We start from the raw sequence: 16,844 nt of genomic DNA on the forward strand, positions 1-16,844 counted from the left end.
ATCTTGTTGGTCGGAATCCAGAGGTCGACCGTACAACCGGCTGTGCTGATCATGAGATCAGGCTGACCTCGTGATATCGGCCATGCCTGGAGAGAACGTTCAGTTGGCCGATCGGATTCTGGCCGCTGATTGACGCAATCACGGTTACCGCGCGCCCAGAACGGGCACCACTGAGGAATCAGGTTCGGTGACCTGCGTCACACGGCGTGGGCTCGGTGCGGGGGAGCGGCCATGACCACAGAACACACGGCAAAGAAGACCGACGTCGACGATGCCCTGATGGGGGGATCGACCTACCGCAGTCTCGGAGAACAGCGGCTCAGCCCGGGCGAGGAGCGCTTCGAGAAGGGGCGGCGCACGGTCGGCCTGTTCCTCGCGCCGGTGGTGGCCATCGTCTTCCTCGTGCTGCCCATGGGCATCCCGCCCCAGCAGCAGACACTGGCGGGGGTACTGCTGGGCGTCATCGTGCTCTGGGTGACCGAGGCCGTCCCCATCCCGATCGGCGGACTGCTGGGCGTCGCCGTCATCGTCTTCCTGGGCGTCGCGCCGGCCGACGACGTGCTCGGGCCGTTCGGTTCATCGACGGTCTTCACCTTCATCGGTGCGTTCATCCTCGCCCAGGCGATGCTCAAGCACGGACTGGCTCGTCGGTTTGCCTTCCGGATCCTCGCGCTTCCCCGGGTGGGGCAGTCGACCACCGGTGTGATCATCGCGTTCGGCGCCATCACCTGTCTGCTGTCGGCGTTCGTGTCCAACACCGCGACGGTCGCGATGCTGCTGCCCACCGCGATCGGGATCCTCGGCGTCATCGCGAAAATCCTGCAGGTGCAGGGGAAAGTCGCGGACGACTTCGACCCGCTGCGGCTGAAGGTCGGCGCCGCGCTGATGCTCATGCTCGCCTACTCGGCCAGTGTCGGTGGGCTCCTGACCCCCGTCGGAAGTCCGCCCAACCTGATCGGTCGCGGACTCATCGAAGAGGCCACCGGCGAGAAGATCAGTTTCGGGCAGTGGATGGTCATGGCCGCACCCATCTGCCTGGCGATGTTCCTGGTGCTGGCGATCGTGTTGATCTCGCTGAACAAGCCCGAGCTCAAACGGATCGAGGGGGTGTCGGAGTACATCGCCGAACAACGCGCCGAGATGGGGAATCTGACCCGGGCCGAGAAGAACACGTTGGTCGCGTTCGGTGTGACGGTGTCGCTGTGGATCCTGCCCGGTGTCTTCGCGCTGGTCTTCGGCAACGATTCCGACGTGTACACCGCCGTCAGCGACCGCCTGGACGAGGGAACGGTCGCGGTGTTCGGTGCGGCGCTGCTTTTCCTGCTCCCCACCGACTGGCAGCAGCGCGAGTTCACGCTGCGGTGGAAGGATGCCGCGGCCATCGACTGGGGCACGATCGTATTGTTCGGCACCGGCATCATCTTCGGGTCGCTGCTGGCCGACACCGGGCTCGCCGAGACCATCGGTAATTCGGTGGCCGATTCGCTGGGGCTCACCAGCGTCGTGGCCATCACGATCTTCGCGGTGCTGCTGGCCATCGTGGTCTCCGAGACGACCAGCAACACCGCCTCCGCCGCGGTCGTGGTGCCGATCATCATCCCGATCGCGGTCGCCGCCGGCGTCAACCCCTTCGTGCCCGCGCTGGCCGCCACCTTCGCGGCGTCCTTCGGGTTCATGCTGCCGGTCTCCACCCCGCAGAACGCGATCGTCTACGGGTCCGGAGCGGTGCCCATCACGACGATGATCCGGTCCGGGGTGACCTTCGACATCGCCGGAGCGATCCTCATCGTGCTGCTCCTGCCGGCGATGGTCGCGGTGCTGGGACTCGGCGCATGAGCGCGCAGCGCATCGCGGTCATCCCGGGTGACGGCATCGGTGTCGAGGTGGTCGATGCTGCCCGCGCCGTGCTGGACGCGGTCTGCGCGCGGCACGGGATCACGTTGAGCTATCAGGGGTTCGACTGGTCCTGTCAACGCTTCGAGCGCGAGGGCACGATGATGCCCGACGACGGTATCGAGACACTGCGCGAGTTCGACGCGATCTTCCTGGGCGCGGTCGGCTGGGCCGGGGTGCCCGACCATGTCTCGCTGTGGGGCTTGCTGATCCCGATCCGCCGGGCCTTTCGGCAGTACGTCAACCTGCGGCCGATCAAGGTCTTCGCCGGGGTGCGGAGCCCATTGCGCGACGCCGACGACGTCGACTTCGTCGTCGTCCGGGAAAACGTCGAGGGGGAGTACAGCGAGGTCGGTGGCCGGCTGAACCGCGGATTCCCCGACGAAATGGCCGTCCAGGAATCGGTGTTCACCCGGGTCGGGGTCAGCCGGATCGCGGACTTCGCGTTCGAGCTCGCCATGTCGCGTGGCAAGTACGTCACGTCGGCGACGAAGTCGAACGGCATCGTGCACACCCTGCCGTTCTGGGACGAGGTCGTCGCCGAACGTGCGGCGCACTACCCCGAGGTGCGCCTGGACAGCGAGCACATTGACGCGTTGGCGGCGAAGTTCGTGTTGCAGCCGCAGCGTTTCGATGTGGTGGTGGCGTCGAACCTGTTCGGCGACATCCTCTCCGACCTGGCCGCCGCTGTGGCGGGCTCGATCGGCATAGCACCCTCGGCCAACCTGGATCCGACGAAGGAGAACCCGTCGATGTTCGAGCCCGTACACGGATCCGCGCCTGATATCGCCGGACGGGGTATCGCCAACCCGGTCGGCGCGGTCTGGTCGGCCGCGCTGATGCTCGACCATCTCGGTCACCCCGGCGCGGCCGAGGATGTGATGACCGCCGTGACCACCACCCTCGCCGACCCGACCACCCGCACCGGCGATCTCGGGGGGACGGCGTCGACCGCCGAGGTGACCGCGGCGCTCATCGCCGCGCTGCCGTGACGTTGCCCTACTTGAGCATGCTCCCGGCGTCCACGGTCACGGGAAGGCCTGTCACGTAGCGAGATTCATCGGATGCCAGGAACAACACGGCATTGCTGATATCGACGGGCTCGACCCAGCCGACCGGCAGGACGTGCATGAACTGCGCTGCGACGGCGAGATCGTCGGGGCCCGGGTTCTCCAGATCGGGGCGGAACAGCTTCATCGTTCCTTCGTTCATGAACATGGGCGTATTCACGTTGGTGGGACAGACGGCGTTGACGCGGATGGAATGCTGGCCGAGTTCCACGGCGAAGGTACGCATGAGGCCGATGACACCGTGCTTGGCGGCGATGTAGTGCCCGGTGTGGGGGTAGGCCTTGAGACCACCGACCGAGCTGGTCAGCACGATCGAGCCACCGTGGCCGCCGGAGATCAGATGCGGGACGGCGGCTTTGACCGACTTCCACACCCCGGAGAGGTTGACGCCGATCATATCGTCCCAGTCGGCTTCGCTGGTCTTGTCCAGCGTCTGCCCGCCGTTGCCGATGCCGGCGTTGGCGACGATGATGTCGAGGCGGCCCAACTGTTCCACTCCGCTGTCCACCGCCGCCTGCAGGGCATCGAAGTCGCGGACGTCGACCTGGGCGGTGACGATCCGGCGATTCAGGCCCTTCACCAGGTCGGCGGTCTGCGCCAGATCGTCGGGGGTCGATGGTGCGATCTGGCTGTCGGCGCTGATCGGGCCGCAGACATCCACCGCGATGATGTCGGCGCCTTCCTCGGCCAGTCGCACCGCGTGACTGCGTCCCTGCCCGCGTGCGGCGCCGGTGATGAAGGCGACTTTGCCCTCGACTCGACCTGTACCCATGTGGCCACCTCGATTCTGTTCGGCCGATCGATCAGTTTTATCGATCGATCAGGAACACTGGCATCGATCTGGAAGAGTGTCAACCGGCGCACGATGAGAGTCGATTCAGGCGTTGACCGACCGTTGTGCTCCGTGATAAGCATGGCGCACTAGTTGACTGATCGATCGATCAAGGATGGTGGATCCCGGTGCAGGCAGGTGGCAGGACGTGACGGGGCGGAAACAACTATGGGTCGACCCGCGGCTGTGCGAGGGGCATGCGCTCTGCCTCGAATCGGCTCCCGAGGTCTTCGATCTCTCCGATGATGATGTCGCCGAATGCGTCCGACAGCCCGCCGACGAACTGTGGGAGCAGGTCACCGCAGCCATCGACGCCTGCCCACGCGGGGCGATCAGCCTCATCGACGACCCGAAAGGACAACCCGTCCCATGACCGATCTCGCAACCGTCAACTTCTTCGCCGACCCGGACGTCAGCCAGAACCCCTACGAATATTGGGATTATCTGCGTGAGCAAGGCCCGGTGACCCGCGAGCCGCACTTCGGTGTCTACGCAGTGACGGGCTATCAGGAAGTGATGGCGGCGTTCAAGGACCACGAATCGTTCTCGGCGGTCAATGCCATCGGCGGCCCGTTCCCGCCGCTACCGTTCACACCCGAGGGTGACGACATCAGTGAACAGATCGAGGCGCACCGGCACCTGTTTCCGATCTATGAGCACATGGTGGTCATGGACCCGCCGGCTCACGAGAAGGCGCGCTCACTGCTGAGCAAGCTGCTCACGCCCCGGCGGCTCAAAGAGAACGAAGAGTACATGTGGAAGTTGGTGGACAGCTCCATCGACGCCATCATCGACAAGGGTCGGTGCGAGTTCCTCACCGAGTACGCCAAGCCGTTCGCCACGTCGGCGATCATCGACCTGCTCGGGGTGCCCGCCGAGGACCGTCCCGAGTTCCTCGCCGCACTCGGCGCCGAACGCCCCGAAGGTAATCGGGTGGGCGCGCTCGACGGCGAGCCGGTGGGTCTGGACCCGCTGCAATACCTCGACGACAAGTTCGTCGGGTACCTCGCCGAACGCCGCCGGGCGCCGCAGGATGACGTGCTGTCGGGAATGGCCACCGCGGTCTACCCGGACGGGTCGACGCCGGAACTGATCGAGGTGGCCAAACCGGCGACGTTCCTGTTCGCCGCCGGCCAGGAGACCGTGACCAAGCTGCTCAGCGCCGCGGTGCAGACCCTCGGCGACCGGCCGGAGTACCAGAAGATGCTTCGTGAGAACCCGGGGGGAATCCCGACATTCATCGAGGAAGCGCTGCGGATGCATTCCCCGACCAAGATCGACTTCCGGCTGGTCCGCAAGACCACCACGCTCGGTGGTGTGCACCTGCCGGCCGGCACCATCGTCATGCTCTGCCTGGGTGCGGCCAACCGGGACCCCCGGAAGTTCGAGGACCCGCACGAGTTCCGGCCCGACCGCAAGAACGTGCGTGAGCACATCGCGTTCGGCCGGGGAATCCACACCTGCGCCGGCGCCCCGCTGGCTCGGGTGGAGGGCCAGATCACCGTGCGCCGAATGTTGGACCGCATGAGCGACATCCGCATCGACGAATCGGTGCACGGCCCGGCGGACCGGCGCGACTACACCTACGAACCCACCTTTTTGCTGCGGGGCCTGACGCAGTTGCGCATCGAGTACACACCGTCGGCCTGACGAGCACGCCGCACACGAGGAGAGGGCCACGAATGACGTTGCAGGCAGTGCTCGACGAGCTACGCGAGCGACCGGGCGCGGGGGATCTGATCCCTGTGATCGACCCGGCCACCGAGGAGCAGATCGCCGAGTTCACCGACGGAGGCGCCGCGGCCGTGGACGACGCCGTCGCACGGGCCCGGGCGTCATTCGAAGCGGAAGTGTGGCGGGGCAAGCCGGGTAACGAGCGTGCCAAGGTGATGTGGCGGATCGCGGACCTGATCGACGAGCATGCCGAGGACCTCGCGCAGATCGACTCGCTGAACACCGGCATGCCCTACAACCAGGCGCACATGATCATGGCCACGGGTGCCGACATCTTCCGGTACTACGCCGGATGGTGCACCAAGGTCAACGGGATAGCGCACGATATCCAGATGACCGGTGGTATCACCGGCGCCCACTCGACGATGCACGGCTACACCCTCAAGGAACCCTACGGCGTCGTCGGGCTCATATTTCCCTGGAACGGACCGGTTTTCAACGCATGCACCAAACTGGCTCCCGCCCTGGCGGCCGGGTGCAGCAGCGTGGTCAAACCGGCCGAGGAGACGCCGCTGTCGGCACTGCTGCTGATGCGGATCCTCGGTGCGGCGGGAGTGCCCGACGGTGTGGTGAACCTGGTGACGGGTTACGGGCACACCGCCGGTGCGGCACTGACCGAGCACCCCGACGTCGAGAAGATCGCCTTCACCGGATCGACCGAGATCGGCAAGCGCATCGTCGCCGCGTCGACGGGCAACCTCAAGCGCGTCACCTTGGAACTGGGCGGCAAATCGCCGGTACTCATCTATGACGACGCCGATTTGAACATGGCGATCACCATGGCGGCGATGGGAATTTTCATCCACTCCGGGCAGGGGTGTATCTCGGGCTCCCGCGTTTTCGTGCAACGGGGTGTGTACGAACAGGTGGTGGAAGGGATTGCGGGCATAGCGAATTCGCTGCAGCTCGGCGGACCCAAGGACGAGAATGCGCTCATCGGCCCCCTGATCAGTGGCAAGCAGCTCAATCGGGTCATGGGATTCATCGACGAGGGTAAGCGGGACGGTGTCGAGATCGTCACGGGCGGTCACCGGTTGGACCGACGGGGATACTTCGTGCACCCCACCGTCCTGGCCGGCGTTGATCCGCAGATGCGGCTCTATCAGGAAGAGATCTTCGGGCCCGTCGTCACCGTCCTGCCGTTCGACGATGACGACGAGGCAGTGGCGCTGGCCAACAACTCCGACTACGGGCTGGCCGCGACCGTGTGGACACGGGAGATCGGCCGTGCCCATCGGCTGGCAAAGAGGTTGCAGTCCGGAACGGTGTCACTCAATTGCCAGATGGTCTTCGATCCCGCCATGCCCTTCGGCGGGTACAAGCAGTCCGGGTGGGGTTATGAATGGGGCCGGGAAGGGATCGAGAGCTATCTGCACACCAAAGCCGTCTACACCCAGTTGTAGTGCGCTGTGTTGATGCTGCGCGGCGCCGAGGAGGAATTTCACCCCGAACTCAGGCGGTACGCCAGGATGCTGCCCCGGACACTGGTGACGCCGTTGACGTTGCCGGTGTTCCAGCGGCTTCCCCCCATCCGGGTGCACCGACCTCCGCCCGGCGTGAGCACCGCGGTGATGGGCTCCGGTGTGACAGTGCGGGTGTTCCGGCCGCCATACGGCGACAACGGCAGCGCGCTGCTGTGGATTCACGGTGGCGGTTTCATGCTCGGTGACGCGCGGATGGACGACGCCTTGTGCGCCCGCCTGGCCGCCGAGACCGAGGCGACGGTGGCGGCGGTCGATTATCGGTTGGCTCCGGCCCACCCCTATCCGGCCGCTCTCGACGACTGCTACGAGGCGTTGGTCTGGCTGTCGGATCACCCCGATGTGGACCCGGTGAGACTGGCGGTGGGCGGTGCCAGCGCGGGCGGAGGGCTTGCCGCTGCACTGGCGCTACTGGCCCGGGATCGTGGCGAGATCAGCTTGGCCGCACAACTTCTCGTGTACCCGATGCTGGATGACCGGACCGGCCTGCACGCAGATCCGCATCGCGCGGCGCGCCGGCTCTGGAACGCGACGAGTAACCGGCTGGCATGGTCTGCCTACCTCGGCGGCGTCGCCGCAGACACGGTGGCGCCGGCGCGGCGCGGTGATCTGAGCGGGCTGGCGCCGGCCTGGATCGGCGTGGGCACCCTCGATGTGCTCCACGACGAGGCGGTGCGCTACGGCGAGCGGCTGAGGGCCTCGGGTGTATGCGCCCAGGTGTGCACCGTGCCGGGGGCCTTCCACGGGTTCGACGCTGTCGCACCGAAGGCCCGTGTCGCCCGCAAGTTCGTTCACGCTCAGCGCATCTGGTTGCGCGAGCGGTTGGCGGTGTAGTCGCGCCGAAGCGCTGCGCATGCGTCGCGCCGGATCATGTGCGCTGCGCGCGGATGTAGGTGTTGAGCACGTCGACCAGTGTTCTTCGATCCCTGCTGGTGTCGAGTGGCTGCGGGGAAACCATCTGGGCGAGCACTATTCCCCGTAGTGTCGCCCAGATGAGGTTTCCGATCTCGGTGGCCTGCGGCGCGTCGAGGTCTTCGCCGAGATGCCGGCCGAGTTCGGTGAATTGGCGCATGGTGTCGGACAGTTGAGCGTTGACCGCACTGTCGCGCGCCGCGCGGGTGGAGATGAGGATTTCGAGCGCGGCCATGGAGGTGGGGCTGGAGAAGGCCCGCCACAGCGCGTCGACGACGACCTCGGTGCGGTGCTCGGTGGGCAGGTTTGCGGTTTCGTGGCGCAACCTTTCGAGTGCCTCGGTGAGTTCGGTGATGCCCTGGTCGACCACCGCCATGAGTAGTCCACCGAGGTCGCCGAAGTGGTACTGCACCACCCCCCAGGTGAGGCCCGCGCGCTCGGTGATGCGCCGCACGCTCGGTGCGGCGAAGCCTTCGTCGAGGATGTAGCGCACCGTTTCGTCGATGACGGCTCGGCGGGTGCGCTCGGCGCGTTCCTGGTTGCCACCGGGCGGTCGCCGGGGCGCTGGAGAGCCTGCCATGGGCCCTATGTCACCACATCGTGCCCGGTAGATGGTCGAGGGGGCGCAGCTCGTGGGCGGCGAGGATACCGGCGGGGGCGCGGCACACCGCATCGATGACGTTGACCGCGCGGGCAGCGGTGGCGACGACACCGCCGATGTTGTGGTCGACTCCGGACCCGCCGACATGGGTGTCGATCCGGATGCCGGGATCACCCTCGACGGTGACGCGGTGTACGCCCGGTCTACCGTCCGGGGGATAGGCCCATTCCGGTGCATCGGCCGCTGTCAGTCGGTTGACATGCTCCATGGTGATGATGACCTCGCCGTCGCGCAGGCCTTCGACACCGAACCGGACCGCGGCCACCCGGCCGGGCGCGACGTCCATCATCGTGGTGGAGATCGGTACCGCAGTGACCCATTTTTCGTGCCGTTCGCGTACTTCGTCGAGTGTCACGCCGAGGTCGCGGGCCAGGCTGCGCACCTGGATCCCCCACATCGACGCCAGTACGCCGGGCGCGAAAAGGATCGGTTCGTGTTCGGGCTCGGTGCCGAAACCGAAGCTCACACCGGTGAATTCGGCGTCATCGTAGCTGCCGTACTCGCAGATTTCCTGCACGGTGATTGCGGTGGCCCGCCCGGCAAGGCTCAATGCCGCATACACCAGGGTGTCCCCGGAGAAGCCCGGATCGATACCGTTGACGTAGAGTGTCGAGTTGCCCTCCCGGCACGCCTGCTGCAGTGGTGCACGCAGCCATTCGTCGGTGAACTCTGGTGCGACCAGCCAGACGAAGGAGGTGCCGACGACGTTCGTCCCGGCACTCAGGAAGCGGATCAGATCGGCCATGGCCTCGTGTGGGCGTGTCTCCGCTTGAGAGGTGTAGACGACGCAGTCGGCCTGCAGCGCAACGAGTTCGTCGATGTCGGATGTCGCGATCACTCCGGTGGGCGTGGTGATGCCGCAGAGATCTGCGGCATCGAGCCCGACTTTGTCCGGCGATGCGGCGTGCACCCCGACGAGTTCGAGATCCGGGCGCCCGATGATCGTCCGGAGCGCGTGGATTCCGACGTTACCGGTGGAGAATTGAATGACGCGGCGGGTCAATGTCTTTCCTTCAGAGTAGGTCGGTGATGGTCTTGAGGCCGGCATCGTAGAGAACGCCGGGGAGCATGCCGCCGTCCATCTCGATGGTGGTGCCGTTGATGTAGTCCGCTGCCCCGGAGGCGAGGAACACGCAGGTACGGCCCACTTCGGCGGGTTGACCGCCGCGCTTGAGCGGAATGGGGTCGAAGTACTGCTCGCCGTCCGGATCATCCTTGGGCAGTACGAAGGACTGGAAGTTCTCGGTGACGGTGGGCCCGAGCGCGACACAGTTCACCCGCGTCGCCGGGCCCCACTCCTGGGCCAGCGACCGTGTCATCTGGTTGAGGCCTGCCTTGGCTGCGCCATAGGACACCAGGGTGGGCGAGCCTGCGGCGTGACCGGCCCCGCTGGAGATGTTGATGATGCAACCGGTCCCCTCCTGCGTCTTCATCTGCCGATAGGCGCGGATGGCGAACCAGAGCGGGCTGATCAGGTTCATCTGCACGGCGAACGCGTGGAACAGCACGCTGCGCTCAAAGTCGTCATCGCTGGCGGGAGCGCCTTGGATGCGCGACACCAGGCTGGGCACGGCATCCACCGAGGGTGACGGGACGGTGCCTCCGGCATTGTTGACCAAGATGTCGATGCGGCCGTGGGTGTCGACGACCTGCGTGACGAAGGCGTCGATGGCCCGGTAATCGGCTTGGTCGCAGACCATCTGTGCGGATCGTCCGGCCCAGGCCGAATCGTTCTCGGTGCCGGGTAATGCGTCCATCGGTGCCCGCGAGCAGCCGATCACCGTCGCCCCGGCCCGCAGGAGTTCGTGGGCGATGCCCACCCCGACGCCACGGCTCGTGCCGGTGACAATCGCGACTTTTCCGTCCAGTTCAGCCATGTGCGCACTCGTCTCTGTGTGTACCGAAGATCGGGCGGCAGCACGTGATGCACCGACACCGAAGCGGCCGGATCCGATATCTCAAAACATTACATCTGTTATTTTTATCTACGTGCGGAATCGGTCACCGCGGCGTACGTCGAAAGGGCAACGATGAGCAACACGCTGCGGGTGGCTCAGTGGACCACCGGTAACGTCGCCGGCGAAGCGGTGAAGGCCACGTTGGCGCGCCCCGACCTCACCTTGGTCGGCGCGTACGCGTACTCACCGGAGAAGGCAGGCATGGATGTCGGAACCTTGTGCGGGATCGGCCGTGAACTCGGGGTGTACGCAACCGGTGAGGTGAGCGCGCTACTGGCGCTGGCGCCCGATTGCATCGTCTACACGCCGCTGCACTTCGAGGTCGCAGAGGTGGCGCAGATCCTGCGCGCCGGAGTCAACATCGTCACCAGTGCCGAGTTCCTGACGGGTATCAATCTCGCCCCCGAGGACCGAAGGCTGATCGAGACCTCGGCCCGCGAGGGTGGGGCGACCGTCTTCGGCAGCGGGATGAACCCCGGCTATGCCCAGATGATTGCCGCGGTATCGAGCGGCATCTCCACCAATGTGCGGCACGCCTCGATGACCGAATCCGTCGATGTCTCACAATTCATCGGCGACGCGAACTTTCAGTCCGTCGGCTGGGGTCGGCCCAAAGATGATCCGTCCCACACCGATGACGTGCGCCGGGGCACCGCGGTCTTCGCCGAAGCCGTCGACATGTTCGCCAAGCTGATGCGTATCGATCTCGACGAGATCTGCTGCGATGTCGTCTTTGCCCACGCCACCAGAGACGTCGTCGCCGACGGGGTGTCGATACCGGCCGGCCACGTGGGCGGAATGGACGTCAAGTGGTACGGAACCTCGGGTGGCCGTGAGGTTTTGGCGGTGAACCAACGCTGGATAGCCACCCCGTTGCTGGAACCGGCGTGGACCGTCGAACACGGATACCGCATCGACATCGTCGGCGACCCCAGCGTGCACGTCAAGGTCGACCTGATGCCGACAGCCGAAGATCTCGCTGAGCTGACGCCCTCCCGGATGCGAGGCATCGGCCTGCGGATCACCGCCGCCCCGCTGATCAACGCGATCCCCGCGGTGTGCGCGGCCGCACCGGGAATCGCCACCTACGCCGACATTCCCGTGGTCGCGGCACGCTTGCTCAGGGCGACAACCACCACACAGTAGCTATCCGTCGGCGCCGGGGTGTTGCGCGTCCTCGGCCGGCGGTGTCCTCGATGCAGCGGCGAACACGGCGAGTTGGGCGTCGACGAAGGCACGCATCTCGTCATGCCCCAGTGTCACGCCGACCGCTTCCTCGTTGCACAGGCTACGCGCGGTCTGGGCGATGAGCATCGACACGGCGACCGGGGGAAATCTGTCGAGATCAACGCCCCTGGCGCGCAACGCGACGGTGACGGCGGCGGTCTCGATATCGCGGACGCGTTCGGCATAGGAGCGCAGCTCGGCACGGATTGTCTTGCGATGGTTGGCAAGTGCCATGAACTCGGTGTTGAGGCCGGTCAGCCGGGAGTCGCTGTTCATCTCCCACAACATCCGCAACGGATCCGCGTCCATCAGAGCGGCACGCATTCGTTCGAGCGAGGCGTCGGCGCCGGCGCGCAGGACCTCGACGAACAGGTCGTCCATGGTGGGGAAGTAGTAGTAGACCAGCGCCTGCTTGACGCCGGCTTCCGCAGCGACCCGACGAGACGTGGCGGCCGCGTATCCCTCGTCCCGCATGAGTTTCGCGGTGGCCTCGATGAGCCTGAAACGGGCTCCCGTATCGGGTGATTTGGGTGTGCGAGCGCTTGCCACTCAGCCGCCCCGCGACAAAAGGCCGCGCCGGCACCCGCTGCGACGCGTGTAGGGCATGGCGAATTGTAGCAGTGTGATCGATCGATCGATCGATCGATCAGTCCTGCTCGGCGGGCTCAGCCCAGGCCGATACGGATGTTCTTGGTCTCCGATCTCTGGGTGCCAGTACCCTTGACCGCACGAGTTCAGGGGTAGTACCACGGGGTCGACGGTCTCGCCGATCAACCGATCCGAAGGCGGCTGCCAGGATCATTTCGCGTGCTCGCGCCCAACCCGATGCGGCGACCACCGCGGTACGGTGACCCCGGCCGCAGGGTGTCCGACGACGACGATTTCGTCGAGGCGCGCCAGCCTGCTTCACATCGGCGACCACCGATACCACCCAGCCCCCTTTGGTTACTGAGCGCCCCGGAGCGGGATTGCGTGGGCGCCCCGGAAGGTCAACGCCGAATTTGCGGAGATTGGTTGCAGGGCAATCAACTTCGGCAACGGGAAGGACCCCGCTGCTGGCGGCTTGGATGCCGCCACGGGTGAGAACCAGCGTCGGCGTGTTCGCGTTCCGAGGGCACGTTGCAGTCCGCAATTGGTAAACGTCGCCGTATACATATTCGGTGTAACGCGATAGCCTCCGCGGGTGGTGCACAACTTCGAGGCCGCCCAGCGGCTGGTGAACCCTGATCCGATGGATAAAGAGTCGCGAGCGTCGCGCCGGGACAACACCGGCATGCCTCATCGGGCGGTCCCCCACGAAGCGTCCTCGGAGCAGACCACGCAGAGAACCACCACCGCCGGTGACGAGCCCCGGGCATGACCGACCGCGACACCTACGACAAGGGCTTGCAGATCCGCAGAGCCGTCGTCGGTGAGGACTATGTCGACAAGGCGCTGGCCGCGGCCGACGACTTCAGCGGCCCTCTGCAGGACCTGGTAACCGAGTTCTGCTGGGGTGCGGTATGGGTCGTGAGGAACTGTCCCTGAAGACGCGCAGCATGCTCAATCTGGCCATGCTTCCCATCCTCAACCGGCCCAACGAGTTACGTACCCACATCAAGGGTGCGCTCACGAACGGCGTCACCCGTGCTGAAATCCGGGAGGTCTTCTTGCAAGTGGCGATCTACGCGGGCGTGCCCGCCGCCGTCGACAGCTTCCGTATTGCCGGTGAGGTTTTCGCCGACCTCGACCCGAGTACCGAGAAATAGGAGATCAATGTGGCCATTGGATTCATCGGGCTGGGCCACATGGGCTTTCCGATGGCGTTGCGCCTCGTGCAAGCCGGCCACACCGTTGTGGCCTTCGATGCCCGCTCGGAGGTGACCGGTCAGCTGGTGTCGCTCGGCGCGCAAGCCGCGTCCTCACCGCACGATGTTGCCGACCGGGCTGACACAGTCCTGGCCAGCCTGCCTTCGCCACAGGCATCTCTGGATGTGGCCACTGGCGTGGATGGGCTCATCCACGGTTCACGGGTGAAGAGATTCGTCGACCTGTCGACTGTGGGAGCACGAATGGCGGCGCGCATCGCCGGCGCGCTGGCGCAGCGGGGAATCGCTCAGATCGATAGTCCGGTCAGCGGCGGAGTCATCGGCGCCCGCAACGGCACGCTGGCCATGATGGTCTCGGGCCCCATTGCCGAGGTGGAGTCCGTGCGTTTCGCGCTGGAGACTCTGGGCCGGATATTCGTCGTCGGCGAACAGTCCGGATCGGCACAAACAATGAAGCTGGCCAACAACTTACTGGCAGCAACCACGTTGGCGGCGACCTCTGAGGCGGTGGTGATGGGGGTCAAAGCGGGTCTGGATCCTGCCGTGATGATCGAGGTGTTCAACGCCGGTTCGGGCGCGACCCACGCCAGTCGCGACAAATTCCCGCAGGCCATCCTGCCGCGAAGTTTTGACTACGGCTTCGCCACCGGACTGATGGTCAAAGACGTTCGCCTGTGTGTGGAGGAGGCCAAGGCCGCAGGGCTGTCACTTGAGATCGCCGAGGCCGTCGAGCGACTCTGGGAGGTGGTGCTCCGCGAGACCGGTGCCGACTCCGATTTCACCTCGGTGATCAAGCCGATCGAAGAAGCTGCCGGCGTGACGGTCGGAGGACATCGATGACCCCCGAAGGCGGTCTCGATACCTGAATCTATTGGTTCCGTTCATTGTCCGGTGCGTGGGGATACGAACGTCTCGCCATCGAGGACCGTGATCAACTCGCCGGTGATCGTTGCGCGTTCGCCGGGTTTCGTGGGTGGCGTCACCACGAAACCGGTCGGGCCGGTGGTCGACCTCGACCCGTTGTGCTCTCCGCTGAGCGTCACGTTTGAGTGCCAGGTATACGGCGCGGAGGTGGCCGATTCAGTGCCGTTGACGATGTTCGCGCCATCGCGACTGAAGTTCTCATAGTCGACATCGATGCGCGAGATCGCGGTCCGGTCGGCGTTTTCGGTGATGGTGACGGTCGCCTTGCCTGACGCGCTCCCGTCGAGCGTGTAGGTCCCCGCAGGCAGGTGCCGACGCACGGGCAGGGGCTGACCTGGCTGCACCCGGGTGGCCCAGGGAATATCCATGTCGAACGGTTGCGGCTCGGGGGCCTCACGCGGCTTCCGGTCGGTCAGTTCGGCGATCATGAGTCTGGTGGCCCGCCCGCCAGGTTCCTTCGATGTCGGGCACGCCGCCGCGGTGGGTTGATCCGGACCACATGCCGGCGCCACCACCATGGCCTGCCAGTAGACGATCGCTGTTCCATCTGGAGACCATGCCGGATCAGCGCGGCCGTTCCACAGCGGGTCGCAGACGCTTCCACTGCCCGGGGTGGCGTCATCGCAGGCGTTCAGCTGCTGGGTGGCACCGGGGTCATCAATTTTTGCTATGAATGGCTGGAAGAATCGACGGTGTCCGTTGTTGTAGAAGAATTGCACCGCCCCGGTGTTCACCAGATCAACGATCGGGGGCACACCCGGCAGTGCGCCGACGAAGCGCATGCGATCATTCACGCGACCATCCATGTAGACGACCCACTCGTCGTCAGGTGAGGTTATCGATGGGTCGGTGTACGCCGCGTCATATGAAATGCGTTGCGAATCAGCACTCTTGAGATCTGTGACAAACAGATCGAAGTTCCACGAGTCGTAGGTCCCTATTCCCAGCGCTGACTTGCCGTCACGGGTGAAGCCGCGAAATTCGCCGATCATCGCGGTGGGTTCGTTCAGCTGCAGACGAGTCGGGTCACCGGGAGTGGTATCGACCATCCCGCGAAAGTTCGACTCGCGCGGGACCAGGTAGGTGACATCACTCAGCTCGTATCGGGCTTTCGGACGGTTGAAGTTCAGTCCACTCACCACCGCGAACTGATCGACAAAGACACCATTCACGAGACTCGGCTCGCTGAACCCGAGATGCTCGTTGTCGGGGTGCAGCCGGAGCTCGCGCATGATCATGCCCGGTCGGTGGGGCGAGATCGGGTAGATCGTGGCCTCAGCCGGTGTGCAAGCGTCGTCCAGAATGAGATTCGGACCGCAGTCGAACACATTGGTGCCGAGCAGCATTCGCGTACCGTCGCGAAATGTCTGGGGATGGTCGACCAGGATGTCACCGGTGCCGGAGGGTTGACGGTTTGCACCGGCAGAATCGGACACACCGCATGTCAGGCATCGCCACGCCTCCCCGTCGGTGAATGTGGTTCCATCGGTCTTGATGGCGATGACCTGGTCCCCGGTGAAGATGTGGCGAGGATCGGGCGCGACCGGAGCGCCTGCGTAACGGATCGGCAGCAGGATGTGCTTGCCATCCAGGGTGTAGCTCGGCCCTTCCGCGATACCGCCGTCCCCGCCATCGATACAGCCTGCCGGATGGGTACACGACCCGGCCACGGCCGATGGGGCGGTGGGGGGAAGGGGCAACTCGCGTACAGCTACCGGCTCTACATCCGAAGAAACTGTTGAAGGCGGACTTTCGTCAGTTCCCGTGGTGCAGCCGGCCAGCATGGCAACGACCAGGATGGCTGCGCCTATGCGGGCGCTGACGGTACGTGCCGAGTGCATGCCGGGCTCCTTCGAAATGCGCAGATGCATCTCTAGAGATGCATCTCTAGTGCTAGATTAGCAGCTATGGAACGCCAGCTACTGCACCGCCTCGGGCGGCGTCTGGTCGAACTGTCCCGACAGGTGGAGCTGGCACCGGGGGATGTGCGTCCGGATCCTGCAGAGGAATTGATCATCGGTGACGTGATGTTCCATCCGGAAAGCACCGTCGGCGACGTCGTCGCCCGGACCGGATTCGCCCAGAGTTACGTGTCCAAATGTGTCGCGCGACTGGAGGGGCGGGGTCTTCTTGTCACAGCTGTCGACGAGTCCGACCGGAGACGCACGATCATCGGTCCAAGTCCGATGCTGCAGGGCGCCAGTCGACGTCGCACGCCACCCCTCGCGACCGTCCTCAAAGAGGAACTGGGCACCGAAGCAGAGGCGCGGCGGGTCCTCGTTGCGCTGGAAGAGCTTGCCGACACCCTTCTTGACTGAGCGCCAGGCCAACCATGAAAGCTCGT

The 16,844-nt window shown here is 65.2% G+C and carries 15 protein-coding genes and 1 pseudogene; 10 read left to right on the forward strand and 6 right to left on the reverse strand.

All coding sequences use genetic code 11. The features are described from left to right. Positions 1–231 precede the first annotated feature (231 nt). Both C6A86_RS01565 and C6A86_RS01570 read left to right on the forward strand, forming a co-directional pair. On the forward strand, positions 232–1,836 hold the full coding sequence (locus C6A86_RS01565; RefSeq protein ID WP_105363263.1) for a DASS family sodium-coupled anion symporter: 1,605 nt from the start codon (positions 232–234) through the stop codon (positions 1,834–1,836). Further along, the gene (locus C6A86_RS01570; protein WP_105363262.1) at positions 1,833–2,885 is read left to right on the forward strand and encodes a tartrate dehydrogenase; all 1,053 of its coding nucleotides are present in this window, start codon (positions 1,833–1,835) and stop codon (positions 2,883–2,885) included. The genes C6A86_RS01565 and C6A86_RS01570 overlap by 4 nt, the downstream gene beginning before the upstream one ends. Positions 2,886–2,892: 7 nt before the next feature. On the opposite strand, the gene C6A86_RS01575 is transcribed toward C6A86_RS01570, so the two are convergent. Beyond that, a complete protein-coding gene (locus C6A86_RS01575; protein WP_105363261.1) occupies positions 2,893–3,735 on the reverse strand; it encodes a mycofactocin-coupled SDR family oxidoreductase in 843 nt (280 codons plus the stop codon). A 208-nt stretch (positions 3,736–3,943) separates the two neighbouring features. Between C6A86_RS01575 and C6A86_RS01580 the strand changes: the two genes are divergently transcribed. The 4 genes from C6A86_RS01580 to C6A86_RS01595 are packed head-to-tail and all read left to right on the forward strand — an operon-like array spanning position 3,944 to position 7,844. Beyond that, positions 3,944–4,168, forward strand: a complete 225-nt coding sequence (locus C6A86_RS01580) for a ferredoxin (protein ID WP_233213000.1) — start codon at positions 3,944–3,946, stop codon at positions 4,166–4,168. After that, a complete protein-coding gene (locus C6A86_RS01585; RefSeq protein ID WP_105363259.1) occupies positions 4,165–5,445 on the forward strand; it encodes a cytochrome P450 in 1,281 nt (426 codons plus the stop codon). Before C6A86_RS01580 ends, C6A86_RS01585 begins: the two co-directional genes overlap by 4 nt. 32 nt (positions 5,446–5,477) lie before the next feature. Beyond that, the gene (locus C6A86_RS01590) at positions 5,478–6,932 is read left to right on the forward strand and encodes an aldehyde dehydrogenase (RefSeq protein WP_105363258.1); all 1,455 of its coding nucleotides are present in this window, start codon (positions 5,478–5,480) and stop codon (positions 6,930–6,932) included. Between the two features lie 12 nt (positions 6,933–6,944). Then, positions 6,945–7,844 (forward strand): alpha/beta hydrolase fold domain-containing protein, encoded by a 900-nt coding sequence (locus C6A86_RS01595; RefSeq protein ID WP_105363257.1) that lies wholly within the window; start codon positions 6,945–6,947, stop codon positions 7,842–7,844. 34 nt (positions 7,845–7,878) lie between these two features. Here C6A86_RS01595 and C6A86_RS01600 read toward each other — a convergent pair whose 3' ends face one another. The 3 genes from C6A86_RS01600 to C6A86_RS01610 are packed head-to-tail and all read right to left on the reverse strand — an operon-like array spanning position 7,879 to position 10,460. After that, positions 7,879–8,502 (reverse strand): TetR/AcrR family transcriptional regulator, encoded by a 624-nt coding sequence (locus C6A86_RS01600; protein WP_105363256.1) that lies wholly within the window; start codon positions 8,500–8,502, stop codon positions 7,879–7,881. Between the two features lie 10 nt (positions 8,503–8,512). Beyond that, complete coding sequence (locus tag C6A86_RS01605; protein ID WP_105363255.1) at positions 8,513–9,631, reverse strand: dihydrodipicolinate reductase; 1,119 nt, start codon at positions 9,629–9,631, stop codon at positions 8,513–8,515. Next, positions 9,597–10,460, reverse strand: a complete 864-nt coding sequence (locus C6A86_RS01610) for an SDR family NAD(P)-dependent oxidoreductase (protein WP_105363254.1) — start codon at positions 10,458–10,460, stop codon at positions 9,597–9,599. Before C6A86_RS01610 ends, C6A86_RS01605 begins: the two co-directional genes overlap by 35 nt. A gap of 153 nt (positions 10,461–10,613) precedes the next feature. Here C6A86_RS01610 and C6A86_RS01615 point away from each other — a divergent pair, with 153 nt between their 5' ends. Beyond that, positions 10,614–11,687 (forward strand): dihydrodipicolinate reductase, encoded by a 1,074-nt coding sequence (locus C6A86_RS01615; RefSeq protein WP_105363253.1) that lies wholly within the window; start codon positions 10,614–10,616, stop codon positions 11,685–11,687. On the opposite strand, the gene C6A86_RS01620 is transcribed toward C6A86_RS01615, so the two are convergent. Next, positions 11,688–12,242 carry a TetR/AcrR family transcriptional regulator gene (locus C6A86_RS01620; protein ID WP_105363252.1) on the reverse strand — a complete coding sequence of 185 codons (555 nt, stop codon included), beginning with the start codon at positions 12,240–12,242 and terminating at the stop codon, positions 11,688–11,690. A gap of 882 nt (positions 12,243–13,124) precedes the next feature. Between C6A86_RS01620 and C6A86_RS01625 the strand changes: the two are divergent. Together C6A86_RS01625 and C6A86_RS01630 are read left to right on the forward strand one after the other, a co-directional pair. Continuing rightward, positions 13,125–13,516 (forward strand): annotated as a pseudogene (locus tag C6A86_RS01625) (carboxymuconolactone decarboxylase family protein). A gap of 9 nt (positions 13,517–13,525) precedes the next feature. Then, positions 13,526–14,416, forward strand: a complete 891-nt coding sequence (locus C6A86_RS01630; RefSeq protein ID WP_105363250.1) for an NAD(P)-dependent oxidoreductase — start codon at positions 13,526–13,528, stop codon at positions 14,414–14,416. Between the two features lie 41 nt (positions 14,417–14,457). Here C6A86_RS01630 and C6A86_RS01635 read toward each other — a convergent pair whose 3' ends face one another. After that, on the reverse strand, positions 14,458–16,284 hold the full coding sequence (locus C6A86_RS01635; RefSeq protein WP_233212999.1) for a hypothetical protein: 1,827 nt from the start codon (positions 16,282–16,284) through the stop codon (positions 14,458–14,460). A 123-nt stretch (positions 16,285–16,407) separates the two neighbouring features. On the opposite strand from C6A86_RS01635, the gene C6A86_RS01640 reads away from it, so the two are divergent. After that, positions 16,408–16,818, forward strand: coding sequence for a MarR family transcriptional regulator (locus C6A86_RS01640; RefSeq protein ID WP_105363248.1), 411 nt, complete (start codon positions 16,408–16,410; stop codon positions 16,816–16,818). Positions 16,819–16,844 lie beyond the last annotated feature (26 nt).

This window comes from Mycobacterium sp. ITM-2016-00316 (genome assembly GCF_002968335.2).
Taxonomy (GTDB): Bacteria; Actinomycetota; Actinomycetes; order Mycobacteriales; family Mycobacteriaceae; genus Mycobacterium.

Bases quoted from the DNA above. Each gene is read 5' to 3' on its own strand.
- C6A86_RS01565 (WP_105363263.1), top strand. From the start codon at position 232: ATGACCACAGAACACACGGCAAAGAAGACCGACGTCGACGATGCCCTG.
- C6A86_RS01570 (WP_105363262.1), top strand. From the start codon at position 1,833: ATGAGCGCGCAGCGCATCGCGGTCATCCCGGGTGACGGCATCGGTGTC.
- C6A86_RS01575 (WP_105363261.1), bottom strand. From the start codon at position 3,735: ATGGGTACAGGTCGAGTCGAGGGCAAAGTCGCCTTCATCACCGGCGCC.
- C6A86_RS01585 (WP_105363259.1), top strand. From the start codon at position 4,165: ATGACCGATCTCGCAACCGTCAACTTCTTCGCCGACCCGGACGTCAGC.
- C6A86_RS01590 (WP_105363258.1), top strand. From the start codon at position 5,478: ATGACGTTGCAGGCAGTGCTCGACGAGCTACGCGAGCGACCGGGCGCG.
- C6A86_RS01595 (WP_105363257.1), top strand. From the start codon at position 6,945: ATGCTGCGCGGCGCCGAGGAGGAATTTCACCCCGAACTCAGGCGGTAC.
- C6A86_RS01600 (WP_105363256.1), bottom strand. From the start codon at position 8,502: ATGGCAGGCTCTCCAGCGCCCCGGCGACCGCCCGGTGGCAACCAGGAA.
- C6A86_RS01605 (WP_105363255.1), bottom strand. From the start codon at position 9,631: ATGCCGGCCTCAAGACCATCACCGACCTACTCTGAAGGAAAGACATTG.
- C6A86_RS01610 (WP_105363254.1), bottom strand. From the start codon at position 10,460: ATGGCTGAACTGGACGGAAAAGTCGCGATTGTCACCGGCACGAGCCGT.
- C6A86_RS01615 (WP_105363253.1), top strand. From the start codon at position 10,614: ATGAGCAACACGCTGCGGGTGGCTCAGTGGACCACCGGTAACGTCGCC.
- C6A86_RS01620 (WP_105363252.1), bottom strand. From the start codon at position 12,242: ATGCGGGACGAGGGATACGCGGCCGCCACGTCTCGTCGGGTCGCTGCG.
- C6A86_RS01635 (WP_233212999.1), bottom strand. From the start codon at position 16,284: ATGCTGGCCGGCTGCACCACGGGAACTGACGAAAGTCCGCCTTCAACA.
- C6A86_RS01640 (WP_105363248.1), top strand. From the start codon at position 16,408: ATGGAACGCCAGCTACTGCACCGCCTCGGGCGGCGTCTGGTCGAACTG.